The 26,355-nt window shown below is 71.7% G+C and carries 29 protein-coding genes and 1 pseudogene; 1 reads left to right on the forward strand and 29 read right to left on the reverse strand.

What is annotated here, in order from left to right; genetic code table 11:
* Positions 1–145: 145 nt before the first annotated feature.
* Positions 146–616, reverse strand: coding sequence for an ATP-binding protein (locus DEJ51_RS30715; protein ID WP_150262253.1), 471 nt, complete (start codon positions 614–616; stop codon positions 146–148).
* A gap of 98 nt (positions 617–714) precedes the next feature.
* Positions 715–1,185 (reverse strand): hypothetical protein, encoded by a 471-nt coding sequence (locus DEJ51_RS30720; protein ID WP_223836040.1) that lies wholly within the window; start codon positions 1,183–1,185, stop codon positions 715–717.
* A gap of 450 nt (positions 1,186–1,635) precedes the next feature.
* On the opposite strand from DEJ51_RS30720, the gene DEJ51_RS30725 reads away from it, so the two are divergent.
* A complete protein-coding gene (locus DEJ51_RS30725; RefSeq protein ID WP_150260897.1) occupies positions 1,636–2,781 on the forward strand; it encodes a hypothetical protein in 1,146 nt (381 codons plus the stop codon).
* A gap of 138 nt (positions 2,782–2,919) precedes the next feature.
* Here the strand turns inward: DEJ51_RS30725 and DEJ51_RS30730 are convergent, their stop codons facing one another.
* From DEJ51_RS30730 to DEJ51_RS30860, 27 genes and pseudogenes are all read right to left on the reverse strand, one after another.
* Complete coding sequence (locus DEJ51_RS30730) at positions 2,920–4,059, reverse strand: DnaB-like helicase N-terminal domain-containing protein (protein WP_223836041.1); 1,140 nt, start codon at positions 4,057–4,059, stop codon at positions 2,920–2,922.
* Entirely contained in the window at positions 4,056–5,276 is a 1,221-nt protein-coding gene (locus DEJ51_RS30735) for a DNA cytosine methyltransferase (protein WP_150260898.1), read from the reverse strand. Before DEJ51_RS30735 ends, DEJ51_RS30730 begins: the two co-directional genes overlap by 4 nt.
* Complete coding sequence (locus tag DEJ51_RS30740; protein ID WP_150260899.1) at positions 5,273–7,063, reverse strand: type IV secretory system conjugative DNA transfer family protein; 1,791 nt, start codon at positions 7,061–7,063, stop codon at positions 5,273–5,275. Before DEJ51_RS30740 ends, DEJ51_RS30735 begins: the two co-directional genes overlap by 4 nt.
* A gap of 40 nt (positions 7,064–7,103) precedes the next feature.
* Positions 7,104–7,877: a DUF317 domain-containing protein gene (locus tag DEJ51_RS30745; RefSeq protein ID WP_150260900.1), complete on the reverse strand. Its 774-nt coding sequence runs from the start codon at positions 7,875–7,877 to the stop codon at positions 7,104–7,106.
* Positions 7,874–8,068, reverse strand: coding sequence for a hypothetical protein (locus tag DEJ51_RS30750; protein WP_150260901.1), 195 nt, complete (start codon positions 8,066–8,068; stop codon positions 7,874–7,876). Before DEJ51_RS30750 ends, DEJ51_RS30745 begins: the two co-directional genes overlap by 4 nt.
* A gap of 20 nt (positions 8,069–8,088) precedes the next feature.
* Entirely contained in the window at positions 8,089–8,919 is an 831-nt protein-coding gene (locus DEJ51_RS30755; protein WP_150260902.1) for a DUF317 domain-containing protein, read from the reverse strand.
* A complete protein-coding gene (locus DEJ51_RS30760; RefSeq protein ID WP_150260903.1) occupies positions 8,910–9,275 on the reverse strand; it encodes a hypothetical protein in 366 nt (121 codons plus the stop codon). The genes DEJ51_RS30755 and DEJ51_RS30760 overlap by 10 nt, the downstream gene beginning before the upstream one ends.
* A 134-nt stretch (positions 9,276–9,409) precedes the next feature.
* Positions 9,410–10,198 (reverse strand): DUF317 domain-containing protein, encoded by a 789-nt coding sequence (locus tag DEJ51_RS30765; protein WP_150260904.1) that lies wholly within the window; start codon positions 10,196–10,198, stop codon positions 9,410–9,412.
* Positions 10,195–10,578: a hypothetical protein gene (locus tag DEJ51_RS30770; RefSeq protein ID WP_150260905.1), complete on the reverse strand. Its 384-nt coding sequence runs from the start codon at positions 10,576–10,578 to the stop codon at positions 10,195–10,197. Before DEJ51_RS30770 ends, DEJ51_RS30765 begins: the two co-directional genes overlap by 4 nt.
* Positions 10,579–10,616: 38 nt before the next feature.
* The gene (locus tag DEJ51_RS30775; RefSeq protein ID WP_150260906.1) at positions 10,617–10,853 is read right to left on the reverse strand and encodes a hypothetical protein; all 237 of its coding nucleotides are present in this window, start codon (positions 10,851–10,853) and stop codon (positions 10,617–10,619) included.
* Positions 10,850–12,298 (reverse strand): hypothetical protein, encoded by a 1,449-nt coding sequence (locus DEJ51_RS30780; protein WP_150260907.1) that lies wholly within the window; start codon positions 12,296–12,298, stop codon positions 10,850–10,852. The genes DEJ51_RS30775 and DEJ51_RS30780 overlap by 4 nt, the downstream gene beginning before the upstream one ends.
* Positions 12,295–13,188: a relaxase/mobilization nuclease gene (locus tag DEJ51_RS30785; RefSeq protein ID WP_150260908.1), complete on the reverse strand. Its 894-nt coding sequence runs from the start codon at positions 13,186–13,188 to the stop codon at positions 12,295–12,297. The genes DEJ51_RS30780 and DEJ51_RS30785 overlap by 4 nt, the downstream gene beginning before the upstream one ends.
* A gap of 72 nt (positions 13,189–13,260) precedes the next feature.
* Complete coding sequence (locus DEJ51_RS30790; RefSeq protein ID WP_150260909.1) at positions 13,261–13,677, reverse strand: hypothetical protein; 417 nt, start codon at positions 13,675–13,677, stop codon at positions 13,261–13,263.
* Between the two features lie 105 nt (positions 13,678–13,782).
* The gene (locus tag DEJ51_RS30795) at positions 13,783–14,280 is read right to left on the reverse strand and encodes a hypothetical protein (RefSeq protein ID WP_150260910.1); all 498 of its coding nucleotides are present in this window, start codon (positions 14,278–14,280) and stop codon (positions 13,783–13,785) included.
* A gap of 45 nt (positions 14,281–14,325) precedes the next feature.
* A complete protein-coding gene (locus DEJ51_RS30800; RefSeq protein ID WP_150260911.1) occupies positions 14,326–14,598 on the reverse strand; it encodes a hypothetical protein in 273 nt (90 codons plus the stop codon).
* 2 nt (positions 14,599–14,600) lie between these two features.
* A complete protein-coding gene (locus DEJ51_RS30805; protein WP_150260912.1) occupies positions 14,601–15,029 on the reverse strand; it encodes a hypothetical protein in 429 nt (142 codons plus the stop codon).
* Positions 15,030–15,053: 24 nt separating this feature from the next.
* Positions 15,054–16,190 (reverse strand): hypothetical protein, encoded by a 1,137-nt coding sequence (locus DEJ51_RS30810; RefSeq protein WP_150260913.1) that lies wholly within the window; start codon positions 16,188–16,190, stop codon positions 15,054–15,056.
* Positions 16,191–16,192: 2 nt separating this feature from the next.
* Positions 16,193–16,957, reverse strand: a complete 765-nt coding sequence (locus DEJ51_RS30815; protein WP_150260914.1) for a glycosyltransferase family 2 protein — start codon at positions 16,955–16,957, stop codon at positions 16,193–16,195.
* Between the two features lie 11 nt (positions 16,958–16,968).
* Positions 16,969–17,358: a hypothetical protein gene (locus DEJ51_RS30820; RefSeq protein WP_190620767.1), complete on the reverse strand. Its 390-nt coding sequence runs from the start codon at positions 17,356–17,358 to the stop codon at positions 16,969–16,971.
* 211 nt (positions 17,359–17,569) lie between these two features.
* Positions 17,570–18,352, reverse strand: a complete 783-nt coding sequence (locus DEJ51_RS30825; RefSeq protein WP_150260915.1) for a hypothetical protein — start codon at positions 18,350–18,352, stop codon at positions 17,570–17,572.
* Between the two features lie 29 nt (positions 18,353–18,381).
* Positions 18,382–19,873 (reverse strand): annotated as a pseudogene (locus DEJ51_RS30830) (ATP-binding protein).
* Between the two features lie 30 nt (positions 19,874–19,903).
* A complete protein-coding gene (locus tag DEJ51_RS30835) occupies positions 19,904–20,365 on the reverse strand; it encodes a DUF6238 family protein (protein WP_150260916.1) in 462 nt (153 codons plus the stop codon).
* Positions 20,366–20,409: 44 nt separating this feature from the next.
* Positions 20,410–21,870, reverse strand: coding sequence for an SCO6880 family protein (locus DEJ51_RS30840; RefSeq protein ID WP_150260917.1), 1,461 nt, complete (start codon positions 21,868–21,870; stop codon positions 20,410–20,412).
* Between the two features lie 77 nt (positions 21,871–21,947).
* Positions 21,948–23,270 (reverse strand): ATP-binding protein, encoded by a 1,323-nt coding sequence (locus DEJ51_RS30845; RefSeq protein ID WP_150260918.1) that lies wholly within the window; start codon positions 23,268–23,270, stop codon positions 21,948–21,950.
* A gap of 30 nt (positions 23,271–23,300) precedes the next feature.
* Complete coding sequence (locus DEJ51_RS30850; RefSeq protein WP_150260919.1) at positions 23,301–23,981, reverse strand: hypothetical protein; 681 nt, start codon at positions 23,979–23,981, stop codon at positions 23,301–23,303.
* The gene (locus DEJ51_RS30855) at positions 23,981–24,283 is read right to left on the reverse strand and encodes a DUF6112 family protein (protein ID WP_030861899.1); all 303 of its coding nucleotides are present in this window, start codon (positions 24,281–24,283) and stop codon (positions 23,981–23,983) included. Before DEJ51_RS30855 ends, DEJ51_RS30850 begins: the two co-directional genes overlap by 1 nt.
* A 168-nt stretch (positions 24,284–24,451) precedes the next feature.
* A complete protein-coding gene (locus DEJ51_RS30860) occupies positions 24,452–25,564 on the reverse strand; it encodes a C40 family peptidase (RefSeq protein ID WP_150260920.1) in 1,113 nt (370 codons plus the stop codon).
* Between the last annotated feature and the right edge of the window lie 791 nt (positions 25,565–26,355).

Below are 26,355 nucleotides of genomic sequence, written 5' to 3' on the forward strand. Positions count from 1 at the left end.
GGACCAGAGCGGCAATCAGCGAGATCAGCCAGGAATTCATGCCCATGGCTGGGGACTGAAGCGTTGAAGAGGTCCACGCCTTCGAGGGGGGCGGCCCGCGCAGGCTGTGCGTAGCCCCGATCGGGAAGGCCCCGATCCGGCGTCGTCATCCGTCTGCGGCGTTCGTGGCCGGATCGTCGGTGAGCGGGAGGGAAGCGGTGATCCGTTTGCCCACGGGTTCGCGGCGGACCTGGAAGGTCCGGGCGGAGGCCTTGACGATCTCGAGGCCGTGCTGTCCCACGCGGGTGGGGTCTGGAGGCAGGATCGTCGGCAGGGCAGGGTTGCTGTCCCAGACGGTCACATCCACGCAGCCGTTCCAGACGTGGAGGGTCAGCAGGCTGGGACCGGGCGCGTATTTGCGGGTGTTGGTGACCAGCTCGCTGACGAACAGCTCCACCAGATCCAGAACGCGGTCCGAGACCCGCAGGCCATGGACCCTTTGCATGTCGTCCAAGAAGGAGCGGGCAAGCAGCCGCGCCCTGGCAATCGGCTCACTCCCCTCGAATGCGGCAGAGAGTGACAGCGGGCGGGGGAGCAGCGTGGTGTCCGGTCCGGTCACCTCTGCCGTCTCGTCCATGTCGGGCCGGTCGAGGCCACCTTGCCCGATCCACTGCCAGGTCATGGCTTGTAAACTCCGGTCGACGTTGGGGCGGGGGACAGGGGGAAGTGACAGTGCTAGCGGCGGAGGGCTGAGGCGGCCATGGAGAGGCTGGCGATCAGCAGGGCCAGGCCGATGATGAGAGAGGGGAATCCGGGGCCGGGCAGGATGTGCATCGCCACTCCGGCCAGGGTGAGGGGCACGCCAACCGCAGCCAACACCTTTGCGATCTGCCGTTCCGGCACGGCCTGCTCCTTGCTCCGTGCCGCCGCGGATGTGGGGTCGGGAGCGTCACGGCCGGTGATGAACGCGGTAAGTGCCCCGGCGAGAAGTGCCCAGGCAGCGGCAGCCCAGCCGAAGCGCTGACCGCCGATCAAGATGATGGCTGAGGCGACCGTCGCGCCGGCCGCCATGGCCCGGGCATTGACGGCGAATGCCCACTGGCGCCGGGCACTACCCGGATCCCGGAGCTCGGTGAGCGCTGTCCGGATGACCAAGGCGGCAATGACGATCACCGGCGCCAACAGTGAGGTGCCACCATCGGCCATCAGATGTGGCGTCCGTCCGCGCTGGCATTCTCGGGCTTGGGAGCGGTGCGCCCGGGCCGGTGTGGGACACCGAGGAGCGGCGGTCGGCGGGAGGAATCACGTGGGTCGGTGGGCATCGGGATTGGCCTTCGGCGTCGGAGAGAAAGGGCGCACTGCCCTAGGGACGCCGACCAGACTTCCCGGCACACCGCGTGCCAGCTCTTGACACGTTGCTTGCACCGTATCCACCGGAGGCCGGGTTGTCTGCCCCGTACCCCGCCTACGAACGGTTCGATGTCAGGTCGTGATCACCCCTGGCGGGAGGCACACCACCAAGCGGCGATGGCTGACAGAACGAGTGCGCCGACGGCGATGGTTTCCGGCTGCTCACCAGGCGTCGTGTAAAGGGCGGCACCGGCGGTCGTGAGCGTGCGGTCCCGCGTGGAGCGAGCCGGCCCCGCCACTATCGGTGTGATCATCAGCATCGCGGGCTTCACGGAATCCGTCATCCAGCAGGTCGTCGAGTTCCGAGGGCGACAGCCCATACTGCTCATCGGTGAGAAGGAACTGCTGCAGCTCCTCCGTTCACCAGAATTGCTCGCCAACGTGTTGAAGGCAAAGCAGGCGGAGCTTGTCGCCCACGGTCGTGTCCACCTTGGCCTGGACACCGCGAGGAAGACCAAGCGCCGACCGATCAACGATCTGCCGGCAGCCAGCGTCTCCCTGCTTGGGGACACCCTGGAGCCGCTGCCGTACGTCACCGCCGACGACAGCTTCGGTGAACTCGTCTTCGTCCACGAACTGCCCGATGTCGACTGGGTGATCGCCAGCGGCAACGGGGTCACCCTGGACCTCCCGGTCCGCCGTCTGGACGAAGGCGGTCTCATTAATCTCGTCCACACGCTGAACTCCATGGGCTGGACGACATCCGAACCATCCTGGAGCATCCGACAGGCAACCACGGCGTGGCACGGAACCGGCGCTCGGGAGTTCGTCAACGCGCTGACCGGTAGGAAGAAGCGCTACGGCGGACTGGAGGACATCCACCACACCGAGCAGGTCACGTACTTCGACACCTGCCTAGGCGGAGGCTTCTACACGCTGACAGCCGATGTCTCCAGCGACCCTTCCCGCGTGGTACTGCGCTGCAATATCTCCTTCCAACTGGTGGGCATTCCGGTCGACATGGCTCCGCTCCGGCACCTCTTCGAGCGATACCACGCGATGGCCTCGGGCTTCCTCCGTCCACTTACAGGCCGCGCCGTGACCCGGGAACACCTGAAGGATCACGAGCCACTGGAGGCTGTCGGGTACCTCGTCTCCTCTGACGACGTCCCCTCGATCTCCTGGGCCGAGCGCCCCGAGAGCTCCTCGGAGGAGGCGAGAATTCCGGATAAGTGGGTCACTGGCATCGTGGCCAGAAACCCCTACTGCAAGGCAGAGCGGGGAGCGACGCCGGAGGGTTGGCCGATGGCAGTCGAGTCCAGCGAGCTCATCATCTGTGCCTTGCGGAACCACCATCCACTGGAAAAGAGGCCCGAGGGCTACTCGCTGATCTCTTGGGAACTGGCGAAGACCTCGGATGCCAAGGTATTCCGCCCAGTGGCGGACTGGTAGACGACTCATCGGGGGGCCACGGCACGAGCATGCGGGGCACCGAGCGCCGTGTTGGAGCCTGGTCGGCGAACGGGAGGGGCGGAGGAGGCGCGATTGTGGGTGGGCGGGAGTCGCTGAGGTGCGGGCAACCTCTCTTGGTCATCGGCCTGGCCGGGCGGGGGTGCGGGTGGCAGGACCGGCTCGTGCGGCTGGGGTGCGGACGGCGGGAGCACGGGGGACGGCAGGCTGGGGGGCGGTGGGCTTCTCGGCGAAGTCGCCTGTGGCTTGGTGCCAGCGGCTCCGTACTGAGGACAGTGCGGAGAGTGCCCGGCGGCTGCCGGTGGTCAGCTGGTGGACGGATGTGGCGTCGTCCGCGGTGAGCGCTTCGATTCGTGCGGCAACGGCACCAGCCTGCGCCAGGAGAGCGCGCTGGAGGACCTTCTGGCCCCAGTACTCGGGTGCCCCTGCGGGATGGGCGAGCAAGTCGAGGACCTCGGCGGGCTGGAGCCCTTCGCGAAGTAGGCCGCGCTGCTGTGCCTCCCACAGGAGGGTGATGGGGTCCACGGGTGCACCCCGGCGGGCGAGTGCCGTCAAGCAGGCGTAGAGGGCGGCGTGCGCGGGGACGGTGAAGTCGCCCTCGTGTAGCCAGTGCATCCGAGGTAGGCCATCGGGGTGTGCGGTGGCCGTGGCCAGGAGCATCCGTTCCTCGTCCTCCGCCTCTACCGATGCTTCGGCAGTCGGGGCGGGAGGCGGCGGGGTCCGGGGCATTGATCCGGGGTGCGAGGGGAAGGCCGTGGTCAGCTCGTCGAGGTAGACGGCGAGCTGGTCGGCCCGGGTGAGGACCGTCCGAGCCGGATCGGGCCCCGGGGCGTGGGCGGCCTGTGCGAGGAGACCGGCATGCCGGCGCAGAACGCGGCGGGCGTGCCCGGAACGGACCATCTGCGCGTAGGCAGGGGCGTGGGCGTCGGTGGGGCAGACGCTGATGAGGGTGTGCAGGTAGGAGGCCGTCAGGGCTCGGGCCTGGGGCTGGGCCGCTTCGAGAAGCTGGCTCGGCCATACCGGGCGGGCCCGGTGGACCTCCGGCGGGGGCGGGGACACCGTGCGCATCGCCGCGAACAGGGCGCTGTGCGCGGTGTTGGCGAAGTGCTCGGGCTCGAGCGGACCGATGGTCTTGAGCCGCTCGGGAACCAGGAGCAGGGCGCCGAGCAGGGCCTGTTCGGCGTAGTGCACCACCGGCGGCGGCGCAGGGTACTGCAGGAGATCCTCGTCGGCTTCGGTACGGGTGGCGTCGGACATCATGCCGCCAGGACGAAGTCGTCGTGGCTGAGCGTGCGTTCGACGTGCGGTGCGATCAAGCGGGCGGCGAACAACGGGGGAACGGCGTTCCCGATCTGGGAGAAGCGCTGGCCTTTATTGCCTTGCCAGGGGTAGGCGGGAGGGAAGGACTGCAGGATCCCGGCCTCCTCAGCGGTGATCCGGATCGCCGGCGGCGCCGTCTCCGCGGGGCCCGTAGTGGTCCAGACGCATTCGTTGGCGCGGTTGCCGAAGAACAGCGTCGCGGCCGGTTCAGTCACGGACCGGATGGCCGCGTTCGCCTGGCTGTTGCTGCGCAGGACCCAGTCCCGTCCGTCACCGCACCGCGGCGTCCGCGGAGAGCTTTCCGTGCAGATGCACGGAGGTTCGACCTTGGGGTTCCCGGGACGGAGCGGGGGGTTCTTCCACGCGCCGCGGTCACGGGCGTCGGAGCGGGTCTTACGGGAGCCGGAGGGGAAAGGCTCCGGTCCGCCCCCAGGGCCGCCGCCGGCGCACATGGTGGGCACGGGCCCGTCGGTGCGTCCCCAGCCTAGGGCTTCGGCCATGGACACCCACGTCCGGCGGCCGAGCCCGAAGAAGGTCTCCGGCTCGCTGAACTTGGCGTGTGTCGGCTCGGGCGGGGCCGCCGTACGGGTGCGGGAGGCGATCAGGATCGCCCGCCGCCTCGTCTGCGGCACGCCGTAGTCGGCGGCGTTGAGGATGCCGCTCCAGGTGGAGAACCCCCAGGAGCGGAGCACGGCGGCGTACTGCTTCCACAGGGGCGCGACGTCGGGGACCTCCTCCATCAGGACCCATTCCGGCTCGCCGGCCTGGTGCAGGGCGTGGAGGTAGCGCATCGGCTCGGCGGCCAGCAGCGACCGCTGGTCCTGGCAGGCTGCGAGCAGTTGGGGGCGGGTGTCCCGTCCGGCGGCCAGGTCAGCCACGGCCTGGTGGACGAGGGGCTGGTCGACCAGGCCGAGGCGCTTGCCGGCCATGCTCCACGCCTGACAGGGCGGGCTCGCTATCAGGCCGCGGGTCCGGCCGATGAAAGGGCGGACCGGGTAGAGCGCGACGTCGGTGCGGATCGTGGTCTGCCCGGTCGCCGCGCGGGTCTTGCAGGCCCATTCGTCCCACTCCAGGCCGACATCGCGCACGCCCAGGCTGTGCAGGGCGTGCCCCCAGCCGCCTGCACCAGCGAAGAGGTCCAGAACGAGGTCTTTCATACGGCCAGCCCGAAGTCGGCTTGTGGGGGTGCGGCCTTGGCGATGGCCCGGGCGGTGATGGCGTCGGAGGCGGCCTTGGAGGCGGCGGACAGCTCGCCGGCGTCCGGTTCGAGGTACCAGGGGCGAAGGTCGAGCATGGCGGCGCGCAGGCCGGTCGCGAAGAGAAGGGCGGTTCCCTTGGGCAGTGCACGGATCCGGTCCGCGGGCAGGATCCGCTCCTGCCGCATGCTGATCGAGGTGGACTTGCCCGAGTCCGAGATGGAGGTGGACTTGGTCTCCACGTCGTGATCGCCGATCAGCCTGCTGAGCTTGTCCGCGAAATCCGGGTCGTCGATACCGGACCCGATGACCTTGATGGTGGCCGCGGACCACATGGCGTCCATGCCCGCATCGCCCCACACCTTCTGGCCCTGCCGGTAGGACTGCAAGATCGTCATCGGGATGATTCCGCGCGAGCCCAGGTGCGAGTACAGGTCGGGGAGGTCGCTGATCTTGCACACGTTTGCGGCCTCGTCGAGGACCGCGAGCATGGGCGGGTCGAGACGTCCGCCGGTCCGTTCGGCTCGAGCGGTTGCGGCCCGCATCACCGAGTCGGCGCACGCTGCGATGAGCGCGGAGGCGCCGCCGCCGCCGTCCTTGGAGAGCAGGAACAGCGTGTCGGTGGAGGCCACGAACTCCGCCGGGCGGAACTCCGCTGCGTCCTTCTGCGGGGTCACCCAGGCGGCGATGTCCGCGCTGAGCAGGGCGGACGCGTACTGTCTCGCGGTCTCATAGATACCGTCTCGGGTTTCCGGCGGGCCCTCGACCGTTCCCTTCAACTGGGCTGCGACGGAGGTGAATCCGTGGTCGCGCAGGATGTCGAGCGGTCGCCGGTCGGCGGGGAACGCCAGCCACTGCATCACGTCCGTGATAGGGCGGTTGTCCAAGGCCGCGGCCAGGAACAACTGCGACAGTATGTTGCTGCCGGCCTTGGACCAGAAGTCGCCCTGCTGAGAGGCGTCCACGGACGCGGCGAGGAAGTGGCCGGCGAGCCGGTTCGCACCCTCCAGGGATTTCGCGTCCGCAAGGGGGTTCCACCACATCGTGCGCGGTGCGTGGGCGATCTGCTGGGGGTCCATCGACCACACCCGCCCCACCCGGCTGCGGGCGTCGAAGCAGGTCGTATAGGCGTCACCGGCCGCCTTGTTACTGGTCAGGAGTACGGCGCCGGGCGCGGCCAGGATGGAGGGGATCGCCAGCGAGGTGGTCTTCCCGGAGCGCGGTGCCATGATCGCCACCGCGACGTCCTCGTACCCCATGCGGACTTCGGTGCGGCTTCCCTGGAGGTTGCCGAGGAGGATTCCGGTGTCGGAGGCCGCGATGCGGTCGGCGTCCTTCAGGCTGGGGCGCAGGGAGCGGGCCTTGGCGGTGATCGCGCTGGCCAGGAGCGGCTCGATGTCTCTGGCCTTGGCGGTGCCCTGGACCCGGCGCCTGTTCTTCCCGCCGAAGGTGCCCTTGTGGCGGCTCCACCACACACCGCTGGCGGAGGCGAGGGCGATCAGGGCGAGTACGGGAAGGGTTCGAGCGCCGAGGAGCAGGGACGTTTCTCCTAGGCCGGGCCAGAGCTGGTCGGGGCGGATGAGGGCGTCGGCGGGTCGGTAGCCGGCCCAGGGGTGCCCGGTGAGCAGGGCGGTTAGGTTCCCGCCGAGCCAGGCGAGATGGGAGAGGGGGATGGCGACGGCGAAGACGCCGAGGAGGACTTTGAAGGCTATGTCGTAGCCGTCGGAGGAGGAGCTGGACTGGGACAAGGGCGCGCGGTTCCGTGAAGGGGGCGGGGGCGAAGGAGGGTCAGCGAGTGCGGCGGGGCAGCGACCCTCCGGGCGGCTGCGGCGGCAGCGGCGTGCCGGTGCGGTGGGCGGCGAGGCGGTCGACCCGGTCCCACAGGGCGTACTCGGCCTGATGTGCGGGAACGCGGTCGCGGGCGATGCGAACGCTGTAGCGCAGGAAGGGGACCATCGCCTTCTCGTCACGCAGCAGCGGCTCAGTGGAGACCATGCCGGCGAGGACGGCGGCGGTCAGGTGGGGCGGGGTGTGGTCGGAGAAGTACGCCCGCCAGGCCGGACGGGCGGTGGGCTCGGAGGCCCAGGGGCCGTCGTGGGCCGTGACCTCGATGTTCATCGCGCCGACCGGGTGCTGGGAGACGGCGACGAATCCGTCGGGCGAGGAGATCTGGTGGTCCCGTACGGGGTGCTTCCACCCGGTGTGCTCCAGGACCTGCATCGGATCGGCCATGCTGTCCGCCGGGCCGGTGGTGAGGGCGTCGGTGGCCGCGGCGACGATCTCGGCCGGGGTCCGGGCGCCGAAGCGCATGGTCCACGCCTTCTCGGTGCTGCTCCCGGTGTGGTGCAGGGTCCACCAGTGGTCGTCCGGGTCCGGTGACAGCAGCAGTTCGGCTTGGCGGTCGCGGCGGGTGAGCCGTACGGCCAGGCTCAGGGGGATGTGGGCCGGCTGCCAGCGGAATGCCTTCTGCAGCGGGGCGGTCACCCACCGGGGATCCCCGCCGCCGGCCATGTAGCGGGGAGCGACCTGGGCCAGCACCGGCGGCTTCTCGGGCCCGCTCACCGCTGTGCGCCTTCCGTGACGGAGAGGGTGATGTGGTTCGCGGTGACCGTACGGCGTGCGACGGCGAGTTCGAGGTGGTCGGCGTGCGTGGCAAACAGGCCGACCCGTGCGGAGCGGAAGACGGGAAGACGGGCGGCTATCTCCTGGTGACCGGGGACGGCGGCGCGGCCGGAGGGGACGGATTGGGGCACGGGCGGGCCTTTACGAGGGTTCAGGGGCGGGATGCGCGGGAGGGTGCCGGGCTTGCTGGGGCGGCGGCCGGTGCCGGCAGGCGGGTGGTGAGGCGGGTGCGGCGCTGGGTGCGGGCCCGGGCCCGGGCGGCGTCGATGCGGGAGAAGTGGGCTTCGACCGCCTGCTCCGGGGTGAGCGGGCTGTTCTCCTGCCGGGCGGCGTGGTGGTCGAGGTCGTGCATGCCGCGCAGGACGGGGGCGGTGGAGACGAGCTGCTCGGCCAGGCCGGCCATGAGGTGGTCCGGGACCGGGCCGCTGATCCAGATCTGCCAGATCGGGGGACCGCTGTGCTCGGGCTTGGCCTCGATGAGCCACGCGAGGTGGTCGGGTGAGTCGTTGAAGATGGGGCGCAGTTCGGCCCGGATCGGCAGCCTCGGGTCGGGCGAGATGGCCTCGCCGGTTCCGTCCCGGCGGAGGTCTACGCTCCACCCCGCCTTCCGCATGTGCTCCCACGGCCCGGTGTCGCCTCGGCGCGGGCCGCCGAAGAGGCGGTCAGTGAATCCGGCGATGATCTCCGCCGGGACCATCCGGCCGAAGGAGGCGTTCCACGTCCAGGCGACGGAGTGGATCCGCCACCAGGAGCCGGAGGCAAACGGGTCGATCACCATCTGGTGCCGGGCCTCGTCGGGACCGGCCAGGGCAATCCGGGGGTCGCCAGGGGCGGAGGTGAGGGTCCATCCGGCGGCGAGCAGGGCGTGGGTGACGTGGCGAGGGTCCCCGGGCCCCGCGAGGTGGCGGGGCGCTGTCTCGAAAGGGATCTTCGTGTGGTGGTCGTTGGCGTACGAGGCCCGCTGGGCGGGGCTTACTGCCACGGGGCCGTCTCAGCGGGGCTCGTACGGACGGGCGCGGTGCGCAGGGGGTCAAGGGTGAGGGCGAGCAGGCGCAGGTCCTGCAGAACGGATGCGGCCTCGACGTATTCGCCCAGAGTCGCCTCGACGGTGTCGGTGCGAGGGACGGTGGTCTCCTGGGCGAGGTAGCGGGCGATGCCCCGCAGGGCTTCGCCGAGGCGGACCGCGGTGCCGGTGTCCGCGTCAACGAGCGCCGCGATCAAGGAGAGCGCCTCGGTCACGTGCGGGCCGGTCCGCAGGTAGGCGGTCAAGAGGTGCAGGGTGTGTGCGGAGGCACGGACGTCCTCGGCGGTCAGCCGGGTGATGTGTCCGTCAGTCATCGAAAGCTCCGGGGAAATGAGGGCGGTTCAGCGGCGCTGGCGTGCCGGGCCGTGACCGCGAAGACGTCGTGAGGCGTGGTGAACGACGGGCCCAGGGCGCGGGAGAGGGACGGCGGGGAGGGAGCAGGGCGGATTCATCGGGTCCTTGCGTAGCCGGACGCCTTGGAGCCGGTGCGGGCGCGGGAGGAGACCCAGTTGTGGCTCCAGGCTGCGGCGCGGGCGGCGGAGATGCGGGCCTGCTGCCAGGCGCCGAGCTGGTCGGGCATGACGGACACGGAGGTGACGCGGATGCGGTTGCTGAGCGGGACGTGCCCGAGCGGGCGCATCACCGGCTCCGGGTCGGCCAGGGCCGTGGTCAGGGACTGCACCAGGTGCAGCGGGGTGCTCGCGGTGGCCTGCGCGTTCCACACAGGTCCGTGCTCGTTGCGGGCGCCGACCCACCAGTGGTTCTGGCTGCCGTCACCGCCGGGTTGGACGTACTGCACGACGGCATGCCGGTCGGGGCTCTGGGCGACGAAGTAGTCGTCCTGCTGCATGCTCCACGACTTCTCGGTGAGCGGCGCCCACACGTTCGGGGCGTGCGCCGAACGCGGCTTGGTCAGAGCATCGGTCAGGCCCGCCACGATCTCCACCGGGGTCTGCGGGGTCAGGGTGACCTGCCAGGCCGGCTGATGTCCGTGCGCGGCCCCGTGGACCTGCCAGCCGCCCGGCGCCTGATAGGCGACGCGCACCATTTGGTCGGACGAGTCGAAGGCGAGCATCGTGCCGGAGCTGCGGGTGATGTCCTTCCACCCCGACGCGCGCAGGAACTCGGTGACGTGGCGCAGGTCTCCACCGCCGGCCAGGTAGCGGGGCTCGACCAGGTAGTGCTGCTGCGCCTGCTGAGCCTGGGCCCAGCCGGTCCACTGCTGTCTCTTGCTCAACGGCGCCTCCCCCGCGCCACCAGGGCGGTGGCCTGCGTGGCCGCCGGAGAGGACGTGGTCAGGGAGCGGCGTGAGGCGATCTCCTCGAACACTTCCTGGTGTTCGTCCAGGTCGAGGCCGAGGTCGTGCAGGGTGTTGGCGGTACGCCCGAGCGCCAGCCACATCTCCGCGGGAAAGACGCCGCTCTGGGCGTGGTGCTTGGTGACGTAGGTGCCGGTGCCGACCAGGGCTGTCAGCCTGCCGAGGATGCCGTTCTCGGCGTCCAGGACCTGCTGGAGGATCTGCGCGGCCTGCTGGGGCCCGGCCTGGGACAGGTGTGCGGAGAGCTGGTCGAGCTGGTGGGTGATGCTGTCGGTGAGCGTGGTCGCGGGTGGGGTCATGGGCGGTCCAGGGGGCTGTGCCGTACCCCCGACGGTGGTCAGCGGGTGTGGCGATGGGTGGGGGCGGCCGGCCGCTCGGCGCACGTCGGCGGTGCGAGTTGGGGCCGGTCGGGGCCTGCGGCTTTGACGACGGCGGAGCGCAGGTAGCGGCGCAGCAGGAAACGGGCGAGCCGCGGGCGGCTGGCGGCGTTGAGCGGTGGGACGCGTGGCCGGTTGCCGGTGCTGTCGGCGGTTGGCTTGGCGTGGGTGGGGCGGTGCCGGAGGGTATGGGTCACCGGGCGCGGGCGGTGGTCCGGGCGCCGGGCGGCGGAGTGGGCAGCGTGGCCTCCGCGGCAGGGCGGGCGGCGGCTCGCAGCACGGTGCCGATGCCGAGGCGTGCGAGGCGGGCGCCGGCCGCTTGGACGGCGTGGGCCTGGGTGCGGGTGTCGTCCCCGGAGAGCACGTACGCGCTTGATGCGGTGTCCCACGCGAACCCTTCGGAGACCAGGGCCTCGGCTGCGGGCCGGGCGGTGGTGACGGCGGCGAGGGATCCGTCCTCGAGCCAGGTCATCACCACCTGCTGCGGCTGAGCATCGGGGGCGGGGAGAGGCTGTGTGGGGTTCATCGCGTTGTGCCGGACCTGGGCGAGCGCGATGTCGTAGCGAGGCAGCAGGTCGGCGGTGATGACGCGGGCGGCGCGCTCGGGATCGGCAGGCACGGCGATCCCGTCGGGTTCGCGGACCCCGGTGAACGCCTCCGGGGCGACGCCGGACGGAGCCATGGCGGCCGCGAGGAACTCCTCCTCGTGCCGGGGATGGAGGGTGACGTACAGGCGGGTGCCGTCGTCGCAGGTGAGGTGGGCGTCTGCGCCCAGGGTGTACTCGGCGAGGGCGGCGGCCACTTCGTTGAGGTCCCAGACGTCTTCGGCATGGAGGAACTGGTCTTCGCGCTGCTGGTGTTGGTGGTGGTGCACGGTCCAGTTCCCGGGGAGTTCCTCAGAGAGGATGGTGGCGAACGACTCCACGTCTCGGCTGTCGTCGTCGGGCAGGGCGCGGGGGGCGGGCATGGGCTCCTCGAACATGGGGCGGGGGTCATCGGGTCCGTCCGGAGGCGGTAGGGGCTGGTGCGGCCGGTGGTCCGGCGGGCAGTGACGTGCCCGGCCGGGCTGGGGCCGTGGTGCGGTCGGCGAGTTCTGCGCGGGTATGGAGCAGTCGGCGGTGATGGGCCCGAGCCGGTGCTCGGCCAGGTAGCGCATGCGGGCCGCGACGTGCCGGTCCGCAGGTCCGTCGAGGCCGTCGTAGACGGCGGCAAGGGAGTGGAGGACCTGGTCCAGGGCGGCGAGGATGCCGTCGTGCGCGGCGGTCACCTCCTCCAGCCGGTCGGACACTTCGGCCGGGCTGGCCGCCTCGCGGATGGCGGCGGCGAGGTTGGCGATGGACCGGCCGTCCGTGACGTAGCGGTCCTGTGTCGTCGCCGTCGCGCATTCGGCGTCGGCCTCGACCCGGTACCCCGCGGCTTGGAGCCGGGCGACGGCGAGCTGGGCCACTGTGGCCTGGTCCGCCGGCAGAACGGTCGGCGACATCCGATGCCAGGTAGCGGCGTGAACCTCGCGGAGGAAGAAGGTGCGTTCCGGGATGCCGTGGGCCAGCCCGTCACCGCCGCGGGCGACGATCCGGCCGGTGTCGATCTCCCGGGCGACCGTGACGGGCGGTGCCTTGCGCGGGGTGGCCGGCTCGTTCACCGGGCCGCCACCCGCGATGCGGCAGGCGCCTGTACCGGCCGGGCCGGCGCAAGGGCGGCCGGAGGCGCGGGAGGCTGGAGTCGGGAGGCGATCTCGCCCAGCTGCTCCTGCAGCCCGTACAGGCGACGGGCCGCCCAGAACAAGTCCCGTGCGGCGGCGTCGGTTTGGTCGCCGGGCAGCGAGGCGGCCTGCCGGCCGACCTCCTCCACGAGCTGTCGCACGGCGGCGATCGGGCCGGACTGCTCGGCGGCGAGCTGCCGCAGGATTCCCGCGAGAGGGCCGGTCGCGGTCGGCACCCGCGGGGCGACTACGTGCTCCAGGCCGGTCATCGGGTCCTGGCGTGCGGAGTCCTGCCGGTGGCTGGAATGCAGGAGGAGGTCGGCCTCGATTTTCCGTGCCTCGGCGACCAGGGTCTGCAGGAGGCGTCGGGGCGGGGCACTCCAGGTGCCGTCGAGGCGGATGAGGTTGGCAATCACGTCCAAGCGGCCGGGCTGGGCCTGGACCGCGATCCACTGGCATGCCTGGTCGTCTCCGGGTGGCGCTATACCGGCGACACGGGCGATCCGGTATCCGATCTCGGACCACTCGGCGTGGCTCAGCTCCCGGTCCAGCGGATGCATGTGCGCGGTGACGTGGAGGATTGCGCGCCGGTCGCCGTCGGGCCCGGAGGCGAGCGGGTGCTCCAGCGACGGGTCGGCGAGATGGTCGGCCCACGTTGCCGAGCTCCAGGTCTCGCCCGCGTCGGTGTAGTGGTCCAGCCTGTTCGAGTGGGCCACCACCGTGCCGCCGGGCTCGGTGGTCAGGCCCTCGGCCATGCTGATCTCCCGTCCGAGCGCCTCGGCGAGGGCTTCCTCGGCGGTCACGTCACGGGAGTGGATTGCAATGATCATGGTCTCGCTCGGGGATTGCATTTCGAGGGGATGGCAGAGGCCCGCGCCTTCGGGGCGGCGGTATGGCCGTGGTCAGCGCCCGGGCCGGGCGTCGGCGACGTGGAGGAGCTGGGCGTGGGCGGTCAGGGAGTACCAGCGGCAGTCCACGGCCTCCTCGCCGTCCCCGAGGCGCTTGACCAGGTACTCCCGCAGCGCTTTCTGGTGCATCAGACACTCTGGGCACCGCTTGGACAGGTGCACCAGGTAGCGGGGGTGGGCCGTGATGTAGGAGCGGTCGCCGCCGTTGGGGTCGAGCAGCCGCCACCCGTCCTCGTCGGTCGGGGTGTGCCACGAGTCGGCCACGACCTTCATCGCGTCGCCCCACAGCTCTCCACCGGCGGCGCCCTTGAGGATCACGACGTGCTCGCCGGGGCGGAAGTGATGGTGGGTGATGTCCCGCTCCGGGGTGAGCGGGTCGGGCGGCAGGTACACGGGGCGGGTCTCGGGCACGGAGGGTCCTCCACGAAGGCGCTGGGCGGCGGTGGAAGACAAAGGGTCCGGCGAATCCCCGGTTTCCGAAACCGGGGATTCGCCGCTATATTGCGCGCCGCGCGCCTACCGGAACGGGTTCTCCGTGGGCTGGTCGCCGTCGTCGGCGGCCTCCAGTAGCTCGGGCAGATCGGTCCCCTCGGCCTCGCGCTGGTCGACCCACCACCCTGCCCTCGTCAGCAGCCGGACCTGCTCCTCCAGTTGGGCCCATTCGGCTTCGTCCCAGGTGCCTTCGGTGACCAGCGCGGTGTAGGCGCGGGTCACCAGCTGGTGGCGGGTGTGCTCGGCCCAGCCTAGGATCTTTTCGGGCCCTTCCAGGGGCGGCATGTCGAACTGGGTTGCCCAGTCCGCAGCGGCGGCCTGTTCGTCTGCGCGCTTGGCGGCCAGCCACTCGGCCGTGCTGGCGGCGTCCGCCTGGTGATCGGCCCGCCAGCAGTCGGTGCACTGCCGGGTGGCGAGCCAGCGGGCGTACCCGGCGCGCTGATCCGCCGAACGGCTAGACAGATCAAGGGTGTTGCTGTGTCCACAGCTGTGGACGATCTCGAAAGACGTGGGGATGGCCATGAAGAACTCCTTGCAATAGGGGAAAGGGGGATCGGTCGGGGTGTTTCAGACCCGGCAGCGGGCGCGGGTACCGGGCAGGTGACGGGGATGTCGGGCGGACAGCGACTTGTGCGGAAGCCGGGTCAAGTCGGTGCCGTCGACGAAGCGCCTGGGATGGTCACCGGGCCGGACTCGGGCCCGTAGAGGTGCCGGGCGCTCGTACGCCTCGTGGGCCCAGCGCAGCTCCCAGGCTGCCTCTATGAACCGGTCCTGGAGGAGGGCGCTGGCAGCGACTGCTTCGGGTCTGTCCTCGCTGATGCGGATGGGGGTGTCGGTCATGGTCACCGTGTCCGTGCGACGGCCGAGGAACGGGTGACGGCGGCGGGCATTGCAGGGGCGGTGACCTGGGGGCCGGCGCCCGCGCGGTGCTGCGGTGACCGGGCAGAGGCCGCTTGGGCAATGCGAGCGCGCCGTTCGGCCAGGCAGTTGGTCTGGGCCGGGCGGGGAGGCGCTGCGGTGACGGCCGGGTCGAGGGAGAGGTCCGCGTGCACGGTGAAGCCATGGCGGCGGAGATCGTGGACGGTCTGCCGGGCCCGGCGCCGCAGGTCCTGGTCGGGACGGGCGAGCCGGTACAGGTCCGGTCGGCCGGGGACGGGCTCGAACTGCTCGTGCTGGAGGTACCAGTCGGCTAGGTGGGGCGTGATGGCCGCGGTAGCACGGGCGACCACCCCGTGCTCGGGGTGCAGCCCGAAGTGGAAGTGAGGTTGCATGGGTGCCCTGGTGGTCGGGAGAGGTCATCGGCTGCGGGGCGCCCGCTCGAGGGCGGATGGCGGGGCTTTGCCGACGGCGGGAATCGCAGGCCGGGCCGTGGTCGCAGGGCCGACGGGGCGGGTGGCGCGGGCTTGCCGCAGCAGGGCCGGTGCGTCGGTCCGCCATCGGCGGAGGGCCTCGGCCGTGCTGGGCGGCAGGGCGGCAGGCGAGGACCCTGGCGCCGGCCACGTGGAGGACGCCGCGTCCGGATGAAGGAGCTGGTGGAGCCGGTCCAGGGAGGCGGAGTCCTCGGCGTCCGCCACGGAGCGCATACGGGAGAGGAGCGCAGCGGCGTGGGGACACAGGCGGCGCCACTCCACGGAGCCCTCTTCGAGGTACTGCTGCTGGGTGTGTCCGAGCGTGGCCGGGTCCAGGCGGGTGCCGTCGCTGTAGCGGCCGGAGTGCTGGATCGCCGTCCATGTCGTGTGGAGTTCCTCGAGCCTTCCGTGTGCCGCTTCGACGGCGGCCAGCAGCCGTTCGTGGACAGCCTGTTCGTACGCGGGCAGGAACGTGCCGATGACCAGGCCGGCGGCATGGGCCGCGTCGGAGGGCAGCACGATCGAGGTGGGGGTGTGCGGGTCGGCGTAGTTGTCGTCGAAGGTGGCGCTGGTGAAAGAGCCGAGCAGGTATTCGTCGGTGCTGCCGGGCCGTTCGGCCAGGAGGAGTTCGATGCCTGCGCCGTTGGTGAGCTGGGCGGCGTACGGGATGCGGATGTGCTCCACGCAGTCGATGAGTTCGCCCGCGTCCCACAGGAGGGGGACGAGGTCTTCCTGCCACACCGGGTGTGCGTAGACCTCGACCTTCACCGTCCACTGCCCGGGCAGGCCGTCGGCGAGCGCGGCGGCATAGTCGCCGAGGTAGGTGCGGGGGCCGCCGAAGAGGTGGACGCGGTGCCGGCGTGCGGTGTCTGCGAGGGCGCGCAGGATGGGTGCGGCGGTGTCGACGTCGCGCAGGGCGTACGTGCCGTCGGGGCGTTGCTCGAATCCGGGCGTGAGCTGAAGTGCGGTGTTGGCCCAGGGGTACTGCTCGCCCACGGGGACGGCGACCAGGCCGTCGGCCGGGCTGACGGCGAGGATGATCTGTGCCTGGCCCTTGGAACGGGGTGTTGTGCGGTCGTCCATGCTCACGTCCGGCTGGTGAGGGCGTTGCGCAGGCCGTGCCCGAACGCGTGGGCATGGCGGCGGGCGGCCAGCTCCAGCTCCTCGTACTGCTCGCCGCGGGTCATCTGCCCAGCGTGCTTGCGGTACCGGTAGACGGGCAGCGGGAGCAGCACGCCGGGGGCCAGCGCGGTGACGCCGACGGTCGCCATGTAGTCCTCGCCCTGAACGAGGCCGCCCATGCCGCCGGCCGCGCGGACCAAGCGGGTGCGGGCCAGGATGGTCGTCGGCCCGACGGGGATGGTGTCGTGCGGCCGGGGCCAGTACGTCACCACGTCGCCGGCGGCGTGGTAGCCGGGCGGGGCCGGGCATTCCCACAGACGGCGGGAGCCGTCGGGCAGCCAGTCCTCGCTGTATCCGGCGACCCACCCGAGCTCGTCGGTGAAGGTCTCCAGGCGTACGCCCAGGCTCCAGTCGGGGAAGACGTCATCGTCGTCGGCCCAGTTCACGAATTCGGTGCGGACCTCGTTCAGGCCGAGGTTGCGGGCGCAGGCGGCGCCGACCGGCCGGGGCAGGGCGAGGACCCGGACCCGGGGGTCGGCGGTGACCGGGGCCGGCACGAGGGCGGGGTCGGCGCCGTCGAGGACGAGGACTGCCTCCCAGGGCACGGTCTGCCGGGTGAGGCTGGCGTGCATCTCCTGCAGGTAGGGCAGGCGCTCGGGGCGGAGTTGGGTGGCGATGACGACGGTGATCTGCGCGGCGGACAGGGACTTCTCCGGAGTGCGTTCCATGGACGGGGCGTTCAGCGGGTGATCCGCGGTCGGGCGGGTGCGGGTGCTGGGGCGAGCGGCTTGGTGATCTTCAGTGGGGTGGCGGGGGCCTGGACGGGCGCGGGCCGGTTAGAGTCCCACAGCGAGGGGGTGCCGGATATCCGGGAGAGGGGGTCGGTGTCCCAGGGCACGATGGGTCCGGCGTCGTACCAGGTCAGGGCGATGACCTCGATGCCGTGGTCGTGCAGGACGTAGCCCCATTCCAGGCCCATGGCATCAGCGTTGGCGTCGGTGACCGGGATCGGCTCCGCGGGGGTGCCGTCCACGTTGAACACGTTGTCGAAGGGCGCGCTGGGGCCGAGGTCGCCGTGGGGGTCGAGCCGCTCCAGGACGTTGTCGGGGGCCCTGTCCAGGAGGTCCATGCCGAGCTGCTTCCAGTCGTGGGGACCGTCGATGAGGTGCCGGCGCAGGGCGTCGAGGTCGCCGCCGAAGCGGTAGCGGGCGGCGCCGAGCAGGAGGGGGAGCTGGTGGTCGGGGGAGCCGTCGTAATGACAGTGGATGCCTTCGTAGCCGGTACCGGTGGGGCGGGCGATGAAGCTGCGGGTGCTGATGGCGGTTCCTTCGTGCAGGTGGTCAGCGGGCGCGGGCGGCAGGCGCTGCGGGCAGTGCGGGTACCGGCCGGGCCATGGCCGGTGGGCGAGGCGGGAGCGTGACGGTGGGCGTGGCGTGGCGCAGGTTCACGCCGATCCCGTGCGCGACGAGCCGGAGGGCGACGGCCTGGATGCGTACGGCGCGGTCGGCCTCGCCGTAGGAGGCGGGGAGGAGGAACGCGGCCTGGTGGGGCAGGTACTGGAATCCGTGGACGTACAGGGTTTCCCTGGCTTCCTCCGGGACGTCCTTGTACGGCGCTCCGAGCGCTCCGTCCTCGTACCAGGTCAGGGTGAGGGTTCGGTCGACCTGTGGCGGGGCCTTGCGGTGCGGGGACTCGGGATGGTTGACGAGGCTGCGGCGCACCGCGTCGCGGGCGGCTTCGTAGCGGGGCAGCAGCCGCCGCGCGATGTGGGCGGCAGCCCGGACGGGATCGTTGGGGACCGCGATTCCGTTGGGTTCCTCGACGCCCACGAAGTGGTGCGGCTCGATGTCGGGGCCGAGCGGGGCGACGACGAACTGACCGGGCCGCAGCGGCCGGTCGGTGACGTAGAGGTGCTGGCCGTCCGGGCCGTGGAGTACGGCCTCGTGGCCCAGGACGTACTGGCTGACGATGTACTCGACGTGGCCGCGGTTCCAGAGACGTTCGATGGTGGCGAACTGGTCTGGGTAGGTGGGATGCTGCTGGTATTCGCTTGTCCACTGCCCGGGGAGACGGGTGGCGAGCGCGGAGGCGAACAGGGACAGGTCGGCGCGTGCTGTGGGCATGGGTTCCCGGGTTGGTTGAACGTTTCTTCTCAATGCATACGGGCGTCTGTGTCGAAGAGCTGCAGCTCGGCGGGGTGCAGCTGGTGCTGGACCACGAAGCTCCGGCCGGCCACCTTCCACAGGCCTCGGCCACGGCTGAGGTGGGACAGGGCTGCGGTTTCGACGCTGGTCAGTCCGAGGAGCCCGGCGGCGGCGTGCAGCTGGTCGGTCTCCTGGCGGTAGATCACGCGGGTGCTGCAGTCGGCGAGCAACCCCTCGGCCAGCGCGCGGCTTTGGCTGCCGGCGTCGCCCGCGGTCAGCAGGTCGGACAGCCTGTGGATGACCATGGCGTTGGCGATGCCCAGGCCGCGGGAGAGCTTCCACTGGGCCTGCATGCGCATCAGGAGGGCCGGATGCCTCATCAGTCTCCACGCCTCGTCGTAGATCACCCACCGCCGGCCGCCGTACGGGTCGGTGAGCGCGGCTTCCATCCAGGCCGAGGCGCACGTCATGGCCAGGACCAGTGCGGTGTCGGTCGCTGCCGCCGAGGCGGGAGAGGTCGATGGACAGCATCGGGCTGTACGGGTTGAAGGCGCTGGTGGAGGGCGCGTCGAACATCCCGGCCAGGTCTCCGAAGACCAGGCGGCGCATGGCGTGGGCGAGGTCGCGGGCGGCCTCCCCGAGCCGTCCGGCCAGCAGGCCGCCGGCGAGGTCGAGGCCGCGCCCGTCGGCCAGGGCGTGGGCGATGTCGCCGAGCAGCGGGGGCCGGCCACTGGCCGCTGCCCGGGCGGAGGCGGCGTCGAGCGCCACGTCGAGCACGGTGTGCTCCATGGGCAGAAGGTCCCGGCCCAGCACGGTGCGGGCCAGGGAGCCGAGCAGCAGCAGACGGCGCTTGCGGACCTCGCCCTCCCACTCCGCCTCCGGCACGGACGCCGGCCTCGGCGCCGCGTCCAAAGGATTCAACCTCCCGGGCAGCCCGGGCCCCAGCGCGATGGACGTCCCGCCCAAGGCGGCGGCCACCGCGCTCCATTCACCCTTGGGATCGCACGGGACATACACCCGGTAGCCGAAGGCGACGGACCGCAGGGCCAGGCTCTTGGCCAGGGCGCTCTTGCCCTGCCCGATCACCCCCGCGAGCAACAGGTTGGGGTTGGTGAACCCCTCCACTTTTCCGTACAGGGAGAACGGGTCGAAGGTGAAACTGCCCTCCGCATGCAGGTCGCGGCCGATATAGATGCCGTCGGCGCCGAGCCCGCCTTCGGCGAGGAACGGGTACGCGGCCGAGGCGACGGCGGTGGTCATCCGGTGGGCGGGGAGTTTGAGGCGGCTGCCGCGGGCGGACGCGGGGCCGGGGCGCCCGGCGAGCGGGTAGACGGCATCGGGATAGGTGGCCTCGGTGGGCTGCTGCGCCGCGTCTGCGCCGGCGGCGGTGCGGGCGCGGGCTTCGGCTCGGGCCGTCTGCTTGCGAAGCGCCCGGCGCTGGGCGCGGTCGATGTTGTGCGGGGTGAACAAGGGGGTGGCGCTGGCGCGGCGGTGGGACAACGGTGCTCGCTCGTTTCCGGGGCGGGGTGTTCAGGACGCCGGGGTGGCGAGGTCGGCGGCCGTGGTCTTGCGCCGTATGGCGTGGGAGGCGGCCAGGTGGCGCTGGCAGATGGTCAGTACCGGCGGGCCCTCCGGGAGTCGCTCGGGGTGGCAGTCGCTGCCGCCGGGGGCCGGTGCGGGCAGCAGGTGGAAGGCTGTGTGGACGGCGTCGGCTGCCTGCCAGAGGCGGGCGTGGGCGGTGGCCAGGTGCCGTCCGGAGGCGGGACGCTCGGGCCGGGTGCGTTCAGCGATCTGGTCCAACAGCCGGTGCAGGGCGGTGAGGTGGGCGTGCAGGCTGTCGAGGTGAGGCCGGTCGGCGGGCCGGGCGCTCTCGCTGGCGGCAGTCTGTGCGGTGAGGGTGCGCGTGTGGTGGCGCAGGCCGGCGGTGGCCGCCCGCAGATACGGGTGGGCGTCGCTCGTGGGGAGGGCGTCGCTGCGGTCGTCAGGTGACAAGGGCTTCTCGCGGGGGATGGACGCCAAGATGGCGGGCGGGCGGGTTAGAGGGTGTTGCGGGCCAGCGGGAGAGCGCCGGCGGTGAAGGCGTCCGTCTGCTGGTAGATCAGGCGCCGCAGGTCGACCTGGGCGCCGGCGGCAGCCGTTTCGATCTGCGCGCAGGCGGCGTCCAAGTGGGCGTCGGTGTCGGCGGAGACGGTGAGCAGCCCGGTCAGGGCGACGTCCGCGTGCCCGGAGATCAGCTGCTTCTCGCGGGTCTTGACGTCCGCGTACTCGACGTTGTCCGCCTCGGATTCCACCTGGCCGCGGCGGCGGCGTTCGGAGGCGTCCGCGATGATCGCGGCCTTGCGGCGCTGGACATCTCGCAGGGCGGAGTCGATCCCCTGCGGGGCGTAGATGAGGGAGAAGGTGCGCCGCACACCGGTGCTGAACATGATGTTGTGCAGGAATCCGGCGTGGGTTTCGGTCCGGGGCCAGTTCTCGATCCAGTAGGTGGTGTGCCGGGCGGAGTCGGTGATCACCCGGTCGGTTTCCTCGACCTGGGCGACGGGGCCGGCGGCGGCCGGGTCGGCCTCGGCCCGGCCGGTGGAGGACCACTGCTGGAGGCGCGCGGTGGAGGCGGGGTCGTAGGCGGTGCGCAGCACGGCTGCGATCTCCCGCGGGCCCAGCCAGCCGGTCACCGTGAGACCGGCGGTGCGGGTGGCTTGGGCGACGGACGCGGTGGTCTGCGCCATGACGGTGAAGGCACCGTCGAGTCCGCCGCCGGCCTGGCTGACCAGGCGTTTGGCGGCTTTGAGGTCCAGGGCGATGGCGAGGTATGCCTCGTGCGGGGCGGCGGCCGGGCCGGCGGATTCGACGAGCGCGGAGTAGATCTGTCCGGCGACGGGTGCCTGGGGGTTGCCGTGCTCGGCCCAGTGCCGGGCGAGGCTGTCGCCGGAGTCCGGGACGGTGCGCTCCAGGACCTGGACGGTGGCGACGTGCCCGGTGCGGGCGATGCCGGCGAGCGCCCGGCCCCACGCGCCGACGTTGGCGTTCTGGGTGGCGGGATCGAGCAGGGCGAAGGCGCGGGAGCTGACCTTGGCGACGGCGGTCAGGGTCTGCCGGTGGGGGTCGTGGACGGCGGCGGCGCCTGACGCGGAGGTGGCCACCCGCAGCGACGCGGTCGTTCCGGGCAGGTGGAGCAGCCCTTCGACCCGCGGCCGGGAGACCGGCCGGGCCCGCCACACCGTCTGCCCACTCCGGCGGCGCTGGGCGTAGCGGGCGACGAGCGGCGCCCAGTCGATCAGCGACCGGCCCTCGCGTCGTACTCCGACCAAGACGGCGGTGGTGATCCACAGGGGGGCCAGGACGACGGCGCCCATCAGGCCGGAGGTCACCACGGTGACCAGGAGGAGCGCGAGGGCCGAGGAGACGAGAGCGAGCTGCGGGAGGCTGAGGCCCAGCAGGATGCCGCGCCGGGACCGGTGGGGGAATTTGACGGTGAGAGGGAGAACTTCGGAAGACAAGGTTCGGGTCCGGGTCGGGTCAGGCCGGGGCAGGGCACGCGGGAGGGCGGGCCCTGCCCCGGGCGGGGCTGGTGGGGTTACAGGCCGGTCGGCGAGGTGGACTGGAAGCTGCCACCTGCGGAGGGGGCTCCGTGGGCCGGAGGCATCGGATCGGAGGGAGCACTGCTGCTCCACTCGCCCTGCTGGCCGCCGGCGCCGCCCCAGCTCGGCGGACCGCTGTCCTGACCGCCGCCCTGCCCCGTGCTGTTCTGGGTCTGCGGGGTGCCGGACTGCTCCATGAGGTCACGGAAGCCGCCGCCGGAGCTGTCGCCGCCGGAGTCGTCCTTGTCCATGGACATTCCGCCGGTGGGATTGGCGGCGATGTCGCCGGGGAAGCCTCCGCCGCCTGCGGCCTGGGTGCCGCCCGCGGCCCCGGCCCCGGCTGCCGCGCCGCCGGTGCCCGCAGTGGCTGCTGCGGAAGCGGCCTTGCGTCCGGCGTTCTCGGCGTGCTGGCGGGCCATCTGGGCACCCGCACCGCCGGCTCGGTGAATCTGCTCACCGTCCGTGCCTTCGCTCGCCCAGTGGACGAACTTGAACACCATGTACGGGCAGAGCAGCACCAGAAGCATGATGACCATGCCTGCGGCCATGTCGGCGAGGGCGCCGACGCCGTCCTTGGCTTCGGTCTTGCTCATGGCCGCGATGCCGAGCACGAAGATGATCGTCATCAACAGCTTCGACACCACGAGGGTTGCGGTGGCTTCGATCCAGCCGCGACGCCAGCGGCGGGCGACCTCCCAGCCGCCGCCGGCTCCCGCGAAGACCGCGAGGGTCACCAAGATCAGGATGCCGACCTTGCGGACCATCATCACGCCCCAGAAGAGGAACATCCCGATCGCGCTCGCGCAGGCGGCGACGACGGCGACGAGCCAGCCCATGCCCGCGATGGCCCCAATCTGCGAGATCTTCACCAGGCGCCGCACGGCCGTGGACATGTCTGTTCCCGACGCCTTGAACAGCCCGTCGGACAGCGCGTCGACGACTTCGAGGGCCACTGTGGTGAAGGCGATGGCGCAGAACGCGAACAGCACGCCGGAGGCTGTGCCGGTGACGGCCTGGGTCAGGGCCTGGCCGTCGCGTTTGATGGCGGCGCGTACGAGCTGGGCGCAGAAGGTGGCGACCAGCAGGAGCAGGCCGATGGGCAGGATCGTCTCGTAGTTGTCGCGGAACCAGCCGGCACCGAGGTCGATGTCGGTGGTCCGGTTGATGGCCTTCGCGGCGAGGTCGGCCGCGGCGGCGGCGAGGTCGCCGGCCGACTTGGCCATCCAGTCCCCGATGGCGCCGACGGGGTCGGAGGCGAAGTCGATCACGTCACCGACCGTGCAGAGTTTGCCGGCGACGGGCAGGTCACAGAAGCCCACGGGGGCGTCCTTTCGGGGAGGGGGGAAGGGCTACGGGGCGACGCGCGGGGCTACAGCGGCCAGGCGGCAGTCCTTGCCGGGGCGGCACTGGACGGCGAGGGTGACCTGGCGGTCCTCGGCGCCGCCTCCGCCGCCGTTCCAGGCGAGTTGCGTCTTGCCGCGGACGGTGACGGCGTAGATGTAGGCCTCGGTGATCGCCTGCGGGTTCTCGGCCAGGGCCTGCTTGAACGCCGAGGGGAAGTGCGCCTCGGAGGTGGTGGCGCTGGCGTGCTGGGCGTTGTCCTTCAGCCGGGACCACAGGAGCGGGCCCGGGATCTGGGCTTGGACGGAGTCCCAGTCCGCGTATGCGGTTTCGCCGGTCATCCAGGTGTGCATGCCGGCGAGTTGGTCGTCACGGCTGGTGGTGCGGGCGTCGAAGGTCCACAGCATCACCGCGCTCGCCCGGGCGAAGGCCAGCGGGTCGGCGATCGGCGGCGGACCGGCGACCTTGGACCCGCCCAGGGGCGGCTTCGGCGCGGGGGCCGAGGTGCTCTTCGGTGGTGCGGAGGACCCGGTGTGCGGGGCGGAAGCGCTGCCGCTCTGGCCGCGGCCGGTCCACCAGGCCGCGGCGCCGGCCAGCATGAGCAGCGCGGCCAGGACGCCGGCGGCGATCATGACGCGCCGGGGCGGCTGCCAGCCGAGACCGAGAGCGTCGAGGGAACGTTTCCTCATCAGTGGACCTGCGAGCCGAGGGCGCTGAAGAACGCGACGATGCCGTTGGCCGCGCCCAGGCCGAGGGCGGCGCCGGCGCTGACGACCGCGCCCTTCTTGCCGTTGGCTTCGGCCTGGTGGCCGCCGGAGTGGTGGCCCCAGGCCCACACGCCGAGGCTGACGGCGAGCGCGCCGACCACCGCGACGATGCCGAAGAGGTTGATCGAGTTGACGACGGTGCGCAGGACTTCGAGGCCGGGCAGGCCGCCGCCCTTGGGTGAGACCCCCGGATCGTAGGCAAGCAGGGTCAGGCGTTCGGACAGGGGTGGGGTGAGGTTCGCGGGGGAGATGGGGGTGCGCTCCTTGCATGCGCAGGACACGACGGGCCCTGCCGGGGAACAGGAAGAAAGGGGGAGGGGAAGGGGGCGCTCTGCGGCGCGAAGGTGGTCCGGTCCGCCCGGTGCCTCAAGGGCCGGCCGGGCGGACCGGTGTCACGGGAGACGGCGCGCGCTGTGGGCGGCGTAATCCGCGAGGGTGCTGAAGCGGACCGGCTTTGTGGTGCGCGGGGCCTCGATGACGTAGCCGTGGCCGGCGTAGATACCGACGTGCTCAGGGACGGCGGGGGTGCCGCGGCTGAAGACCAGGTCGCCGGGGCGAAGCTGGTTCAGCGGGACGGCGTTGCCTTCCTTGACCTGGGTGTACGTGGTCCGGGTCAGGGTGATCCCGGCCTTCTTGTACGCCTGCTGGGTCAGCGAGCTGCAGTCGCACCGGCCCATGGGGTCCGGGCCGTGGGGCGCGAGACAGGAGCCGCCCCACTGGTAGAGGGTGCCGAGCTGGTTCATGGCCCACGTGATGGCCGTCTCGGCACGGGGATCGGCGTCGGCGGGGATCGAGTACCCCTTGGGGACGGCCCCTTCGGGGATCGGCCCGGAGCCGCTGCCGTCTTCGCCCGGGACGCACGGGTCTGTGGCCGGGAGGCCCGGGCTCTGGCCGTCGGCGGGCGGCCGGGCACCCTTCAGCATCGGGGCGATGGCCTGCTGCAGCGCGCGGGCGAGAGGCTCCCACTGGGCGTACGCGTCGGGGAAGCCGCTCAGCTGAACGGCCTGCGCGGCCTGCGTGATCGTCATCTGCTGCCAGCCGGGGACCTTCAGCAGGCCCTGGTAGAACTTCGTGCTGGCGTAGATGGGGTCGCGGACCTGGGCGGCAGTGCCCCACCCTTGGCTGGGCCGCTGCTGGAACAGGCCCAGCGAGTCGCGGTCGCCGTAGCCGAGGTTGCGCAGCCGGCTCTCCTGGATGGCGGTGGCCAGTGCGACGACCTGGCCGCGCTCGGGTACTTCGAGCGTGATGCCAGTGGCGACGATGGTGCGGGCGTGCGGTATCTGCTCATCGGGCAGGTCGAGGCCGTCGACGTGGACCTTCTGGGCGCCGGATCCGCCGAGAACGGCATCGACTTGGCGTCGTACGGCGTCGGTGTCGACCGACTTGGTGACGCAGGAGGTGCCCTGGCCCGAGGAGTCACTCGCGGCTGCGGCGAAGACAGCGGTGCCGGCCAGCAGGAAGGGGGAGAGGCAGAGCGCGCCGATCGCGGCGGCGATGCCTTTCACTCCCGGGCGGCCTCCGGTCGGCGGGCCGCGGGGATGTCACGTGGGGATGGGGAGGAACGGGTCATGGGGAGGTCCTCGGGGGTGGGCCCCGGCCGCACGGTGTGAAACGGGGAAGGGCCGTGCGGCCGGAGCGGTGGAGGCGGGCGAGAGGGTCCCGGCCCGGGTGCGTGTTGCCTTACGCACCCGGCGGGACGAGGGGAGTTACGGGCGGAACATGGGCGTGCCTCCAGGGGAATGCAGGGATCGGCACGCAGCGGCGGGCCGGTGAAGAAGGGGGATGCGGGGGCGTCTTACGGGCGGAACATCAGCGAACTCCTGGAGCGGGTGCCGGGCCGGGAAGGCCATGGGGATCTGGGATTGCCGGGTGGGCGTTGCCTCGCTCACCAGGGCAGTGGGGGTTACGGGCGGAACATCAGGGGGACCTCCAGGTCCTGCGGAGTTGCGGGGATGCGGGCGAGGTCAGCAGGGGCGGTACATGGGCGGTCTCCGTGTCAGGGTCTGCGGCGGGCGGGGAGCGACGGGGCGGCGGCGATGGCCGCGTGCGGGGTCACGGACGGAACACAGGGGCCTCCTGCGGGAAAGGGAAAAGGGGGAAGGGGTACGCCATCGGCGGTGTCCGCCGGGCAGTGACACGACAGTAAGCCCGAATCCCCGGTCACCGAAATCGCCGCCGAAATCCGCGAGATTCCGGGCTCCTGGTCCCGCGATGCTTCCCAACCGGGGATTGTGGCCTACAGTTTGGGCCTCCCCGCGCGCCACCGGCTTCTACTGCCGTGAGCTTCTGCGCGGTC

The organism is Streptomyces venezuelae, assembly GCF_008642275.1.
Classification (GTDB): Bacteria; Actinomycetota; Actinomycetes; order Streptomycetales; family Streptomycetaceae; genus Streptomyces; species Streptomyces venezuelae_E.

Bases quoted from the DNA above. Each gene is read 5' to 3' on its own strand.
- DEJ51_RS30715 (WP_150262253.1), bottom strand. From the start codon at position 616: ATGGACGAGACGGCAGAGGTGACCGGACCGGACACCACGCTGCTCCCC.
- DEJ51_RS30720 (WP_223836040.1), bottom strand. From the start codon at position 1,185: ATGGCCGATGGTGGCACCTCACTGTTGGCGCCGGTGATCGTCATTGCC.
- DEJ51_RS30805 (WP_150260912.1), bottom strand. From the start codon at position 15,029: ATGCAACCTCACTTCCACTTCGGGCTGCACCCCGAGCACGGGGTGGTC.
- DEJ51_RS30770 (WP_150260905.1), bottom strand. From the start codon at position 10,578: ATGACCCCACCCGCGACCACGCTCACCGACAGCATCACCCACCAGCTC.
- DEJ51_RS30760 (WP_150260903.1), bottom strand. From the start codon at position 9,275: ATGACTGACGGACACATCACCCGGCTGACCGCCGAGGACGTCCGTGCC.
- DEJ51_RS30795 (WP_150260910.1), bottom strand. From the start codon at position 14,280: ATGGCCATCCCCACGTCTTTCGAGATCGTCCACAGCTGTGGACACAGC.
- DEJ51_RS30820 (WP_190620767.1), bottom strand. From the start codon at position 17,358: ATGGACCTCCTGGACAGGGCCCCCGACAACGTCCTGGAGCGGCTCGAC.
- DEJ51_RS30850 (WP_150260919.1), bottom strand. From the start codon at position 23,981: ATGAGGAAACGTTCCCTCGACGCTCTCGGTCTCGGCTGGCAGCCGCCC.
- DEJ51_RS30800 (WP_150260911.1), bottom strand. From the start codon at position 14,598: ATGACCGACACCCCCATCCGCATCAGCGAGGACAGACCCGAAGCAGTC.
- DEJ51_RS30825 (WP_150260915.1), bottom strand. From the start codon at position 18,352: ATGCCCACAGCACGCGCCGACCTGTCCCTGTTCGCCTCCGCGCTCGCC.
- DEJ51_RS30785 (WP_150260908.1), bottom strand. From the start codon at position 13,188: ATGATCATTGCAATCCACTCCCGTGACGTGACCGCCGAGGAAGCCCTC.
- DEJ51_RS30735 (WP_150260898.1), bottom strand. From the start codon at position 5,276: ATGAAAGACCTCGTTCTGGACCTCTTCGCTGGTGCAGGCGGCTGGGGG.
- DEJ51_RS30810 (WP_150260913.1), bottom strand. From the start codon at position 16,190: ATGGACGACCGCACAACACCCCGTTCCAAGGGCCAGGCACAGATCATC.
- DEJ51_RS30730 (WP_223836041.1), bottom strand. From the start codon at position 4,059: ATGATGTCCGACGCCACCCGTACCGAAGCCGACGAGGATCTCCTGCAG.
- DEJ51_RS30815 (WP_150260914.1), bottom strand. From the start codon at position 16,957: ATGGAACGCACTCCGGAGAAGTCCCTGTCCGCCGCGCAGATCACCGTC.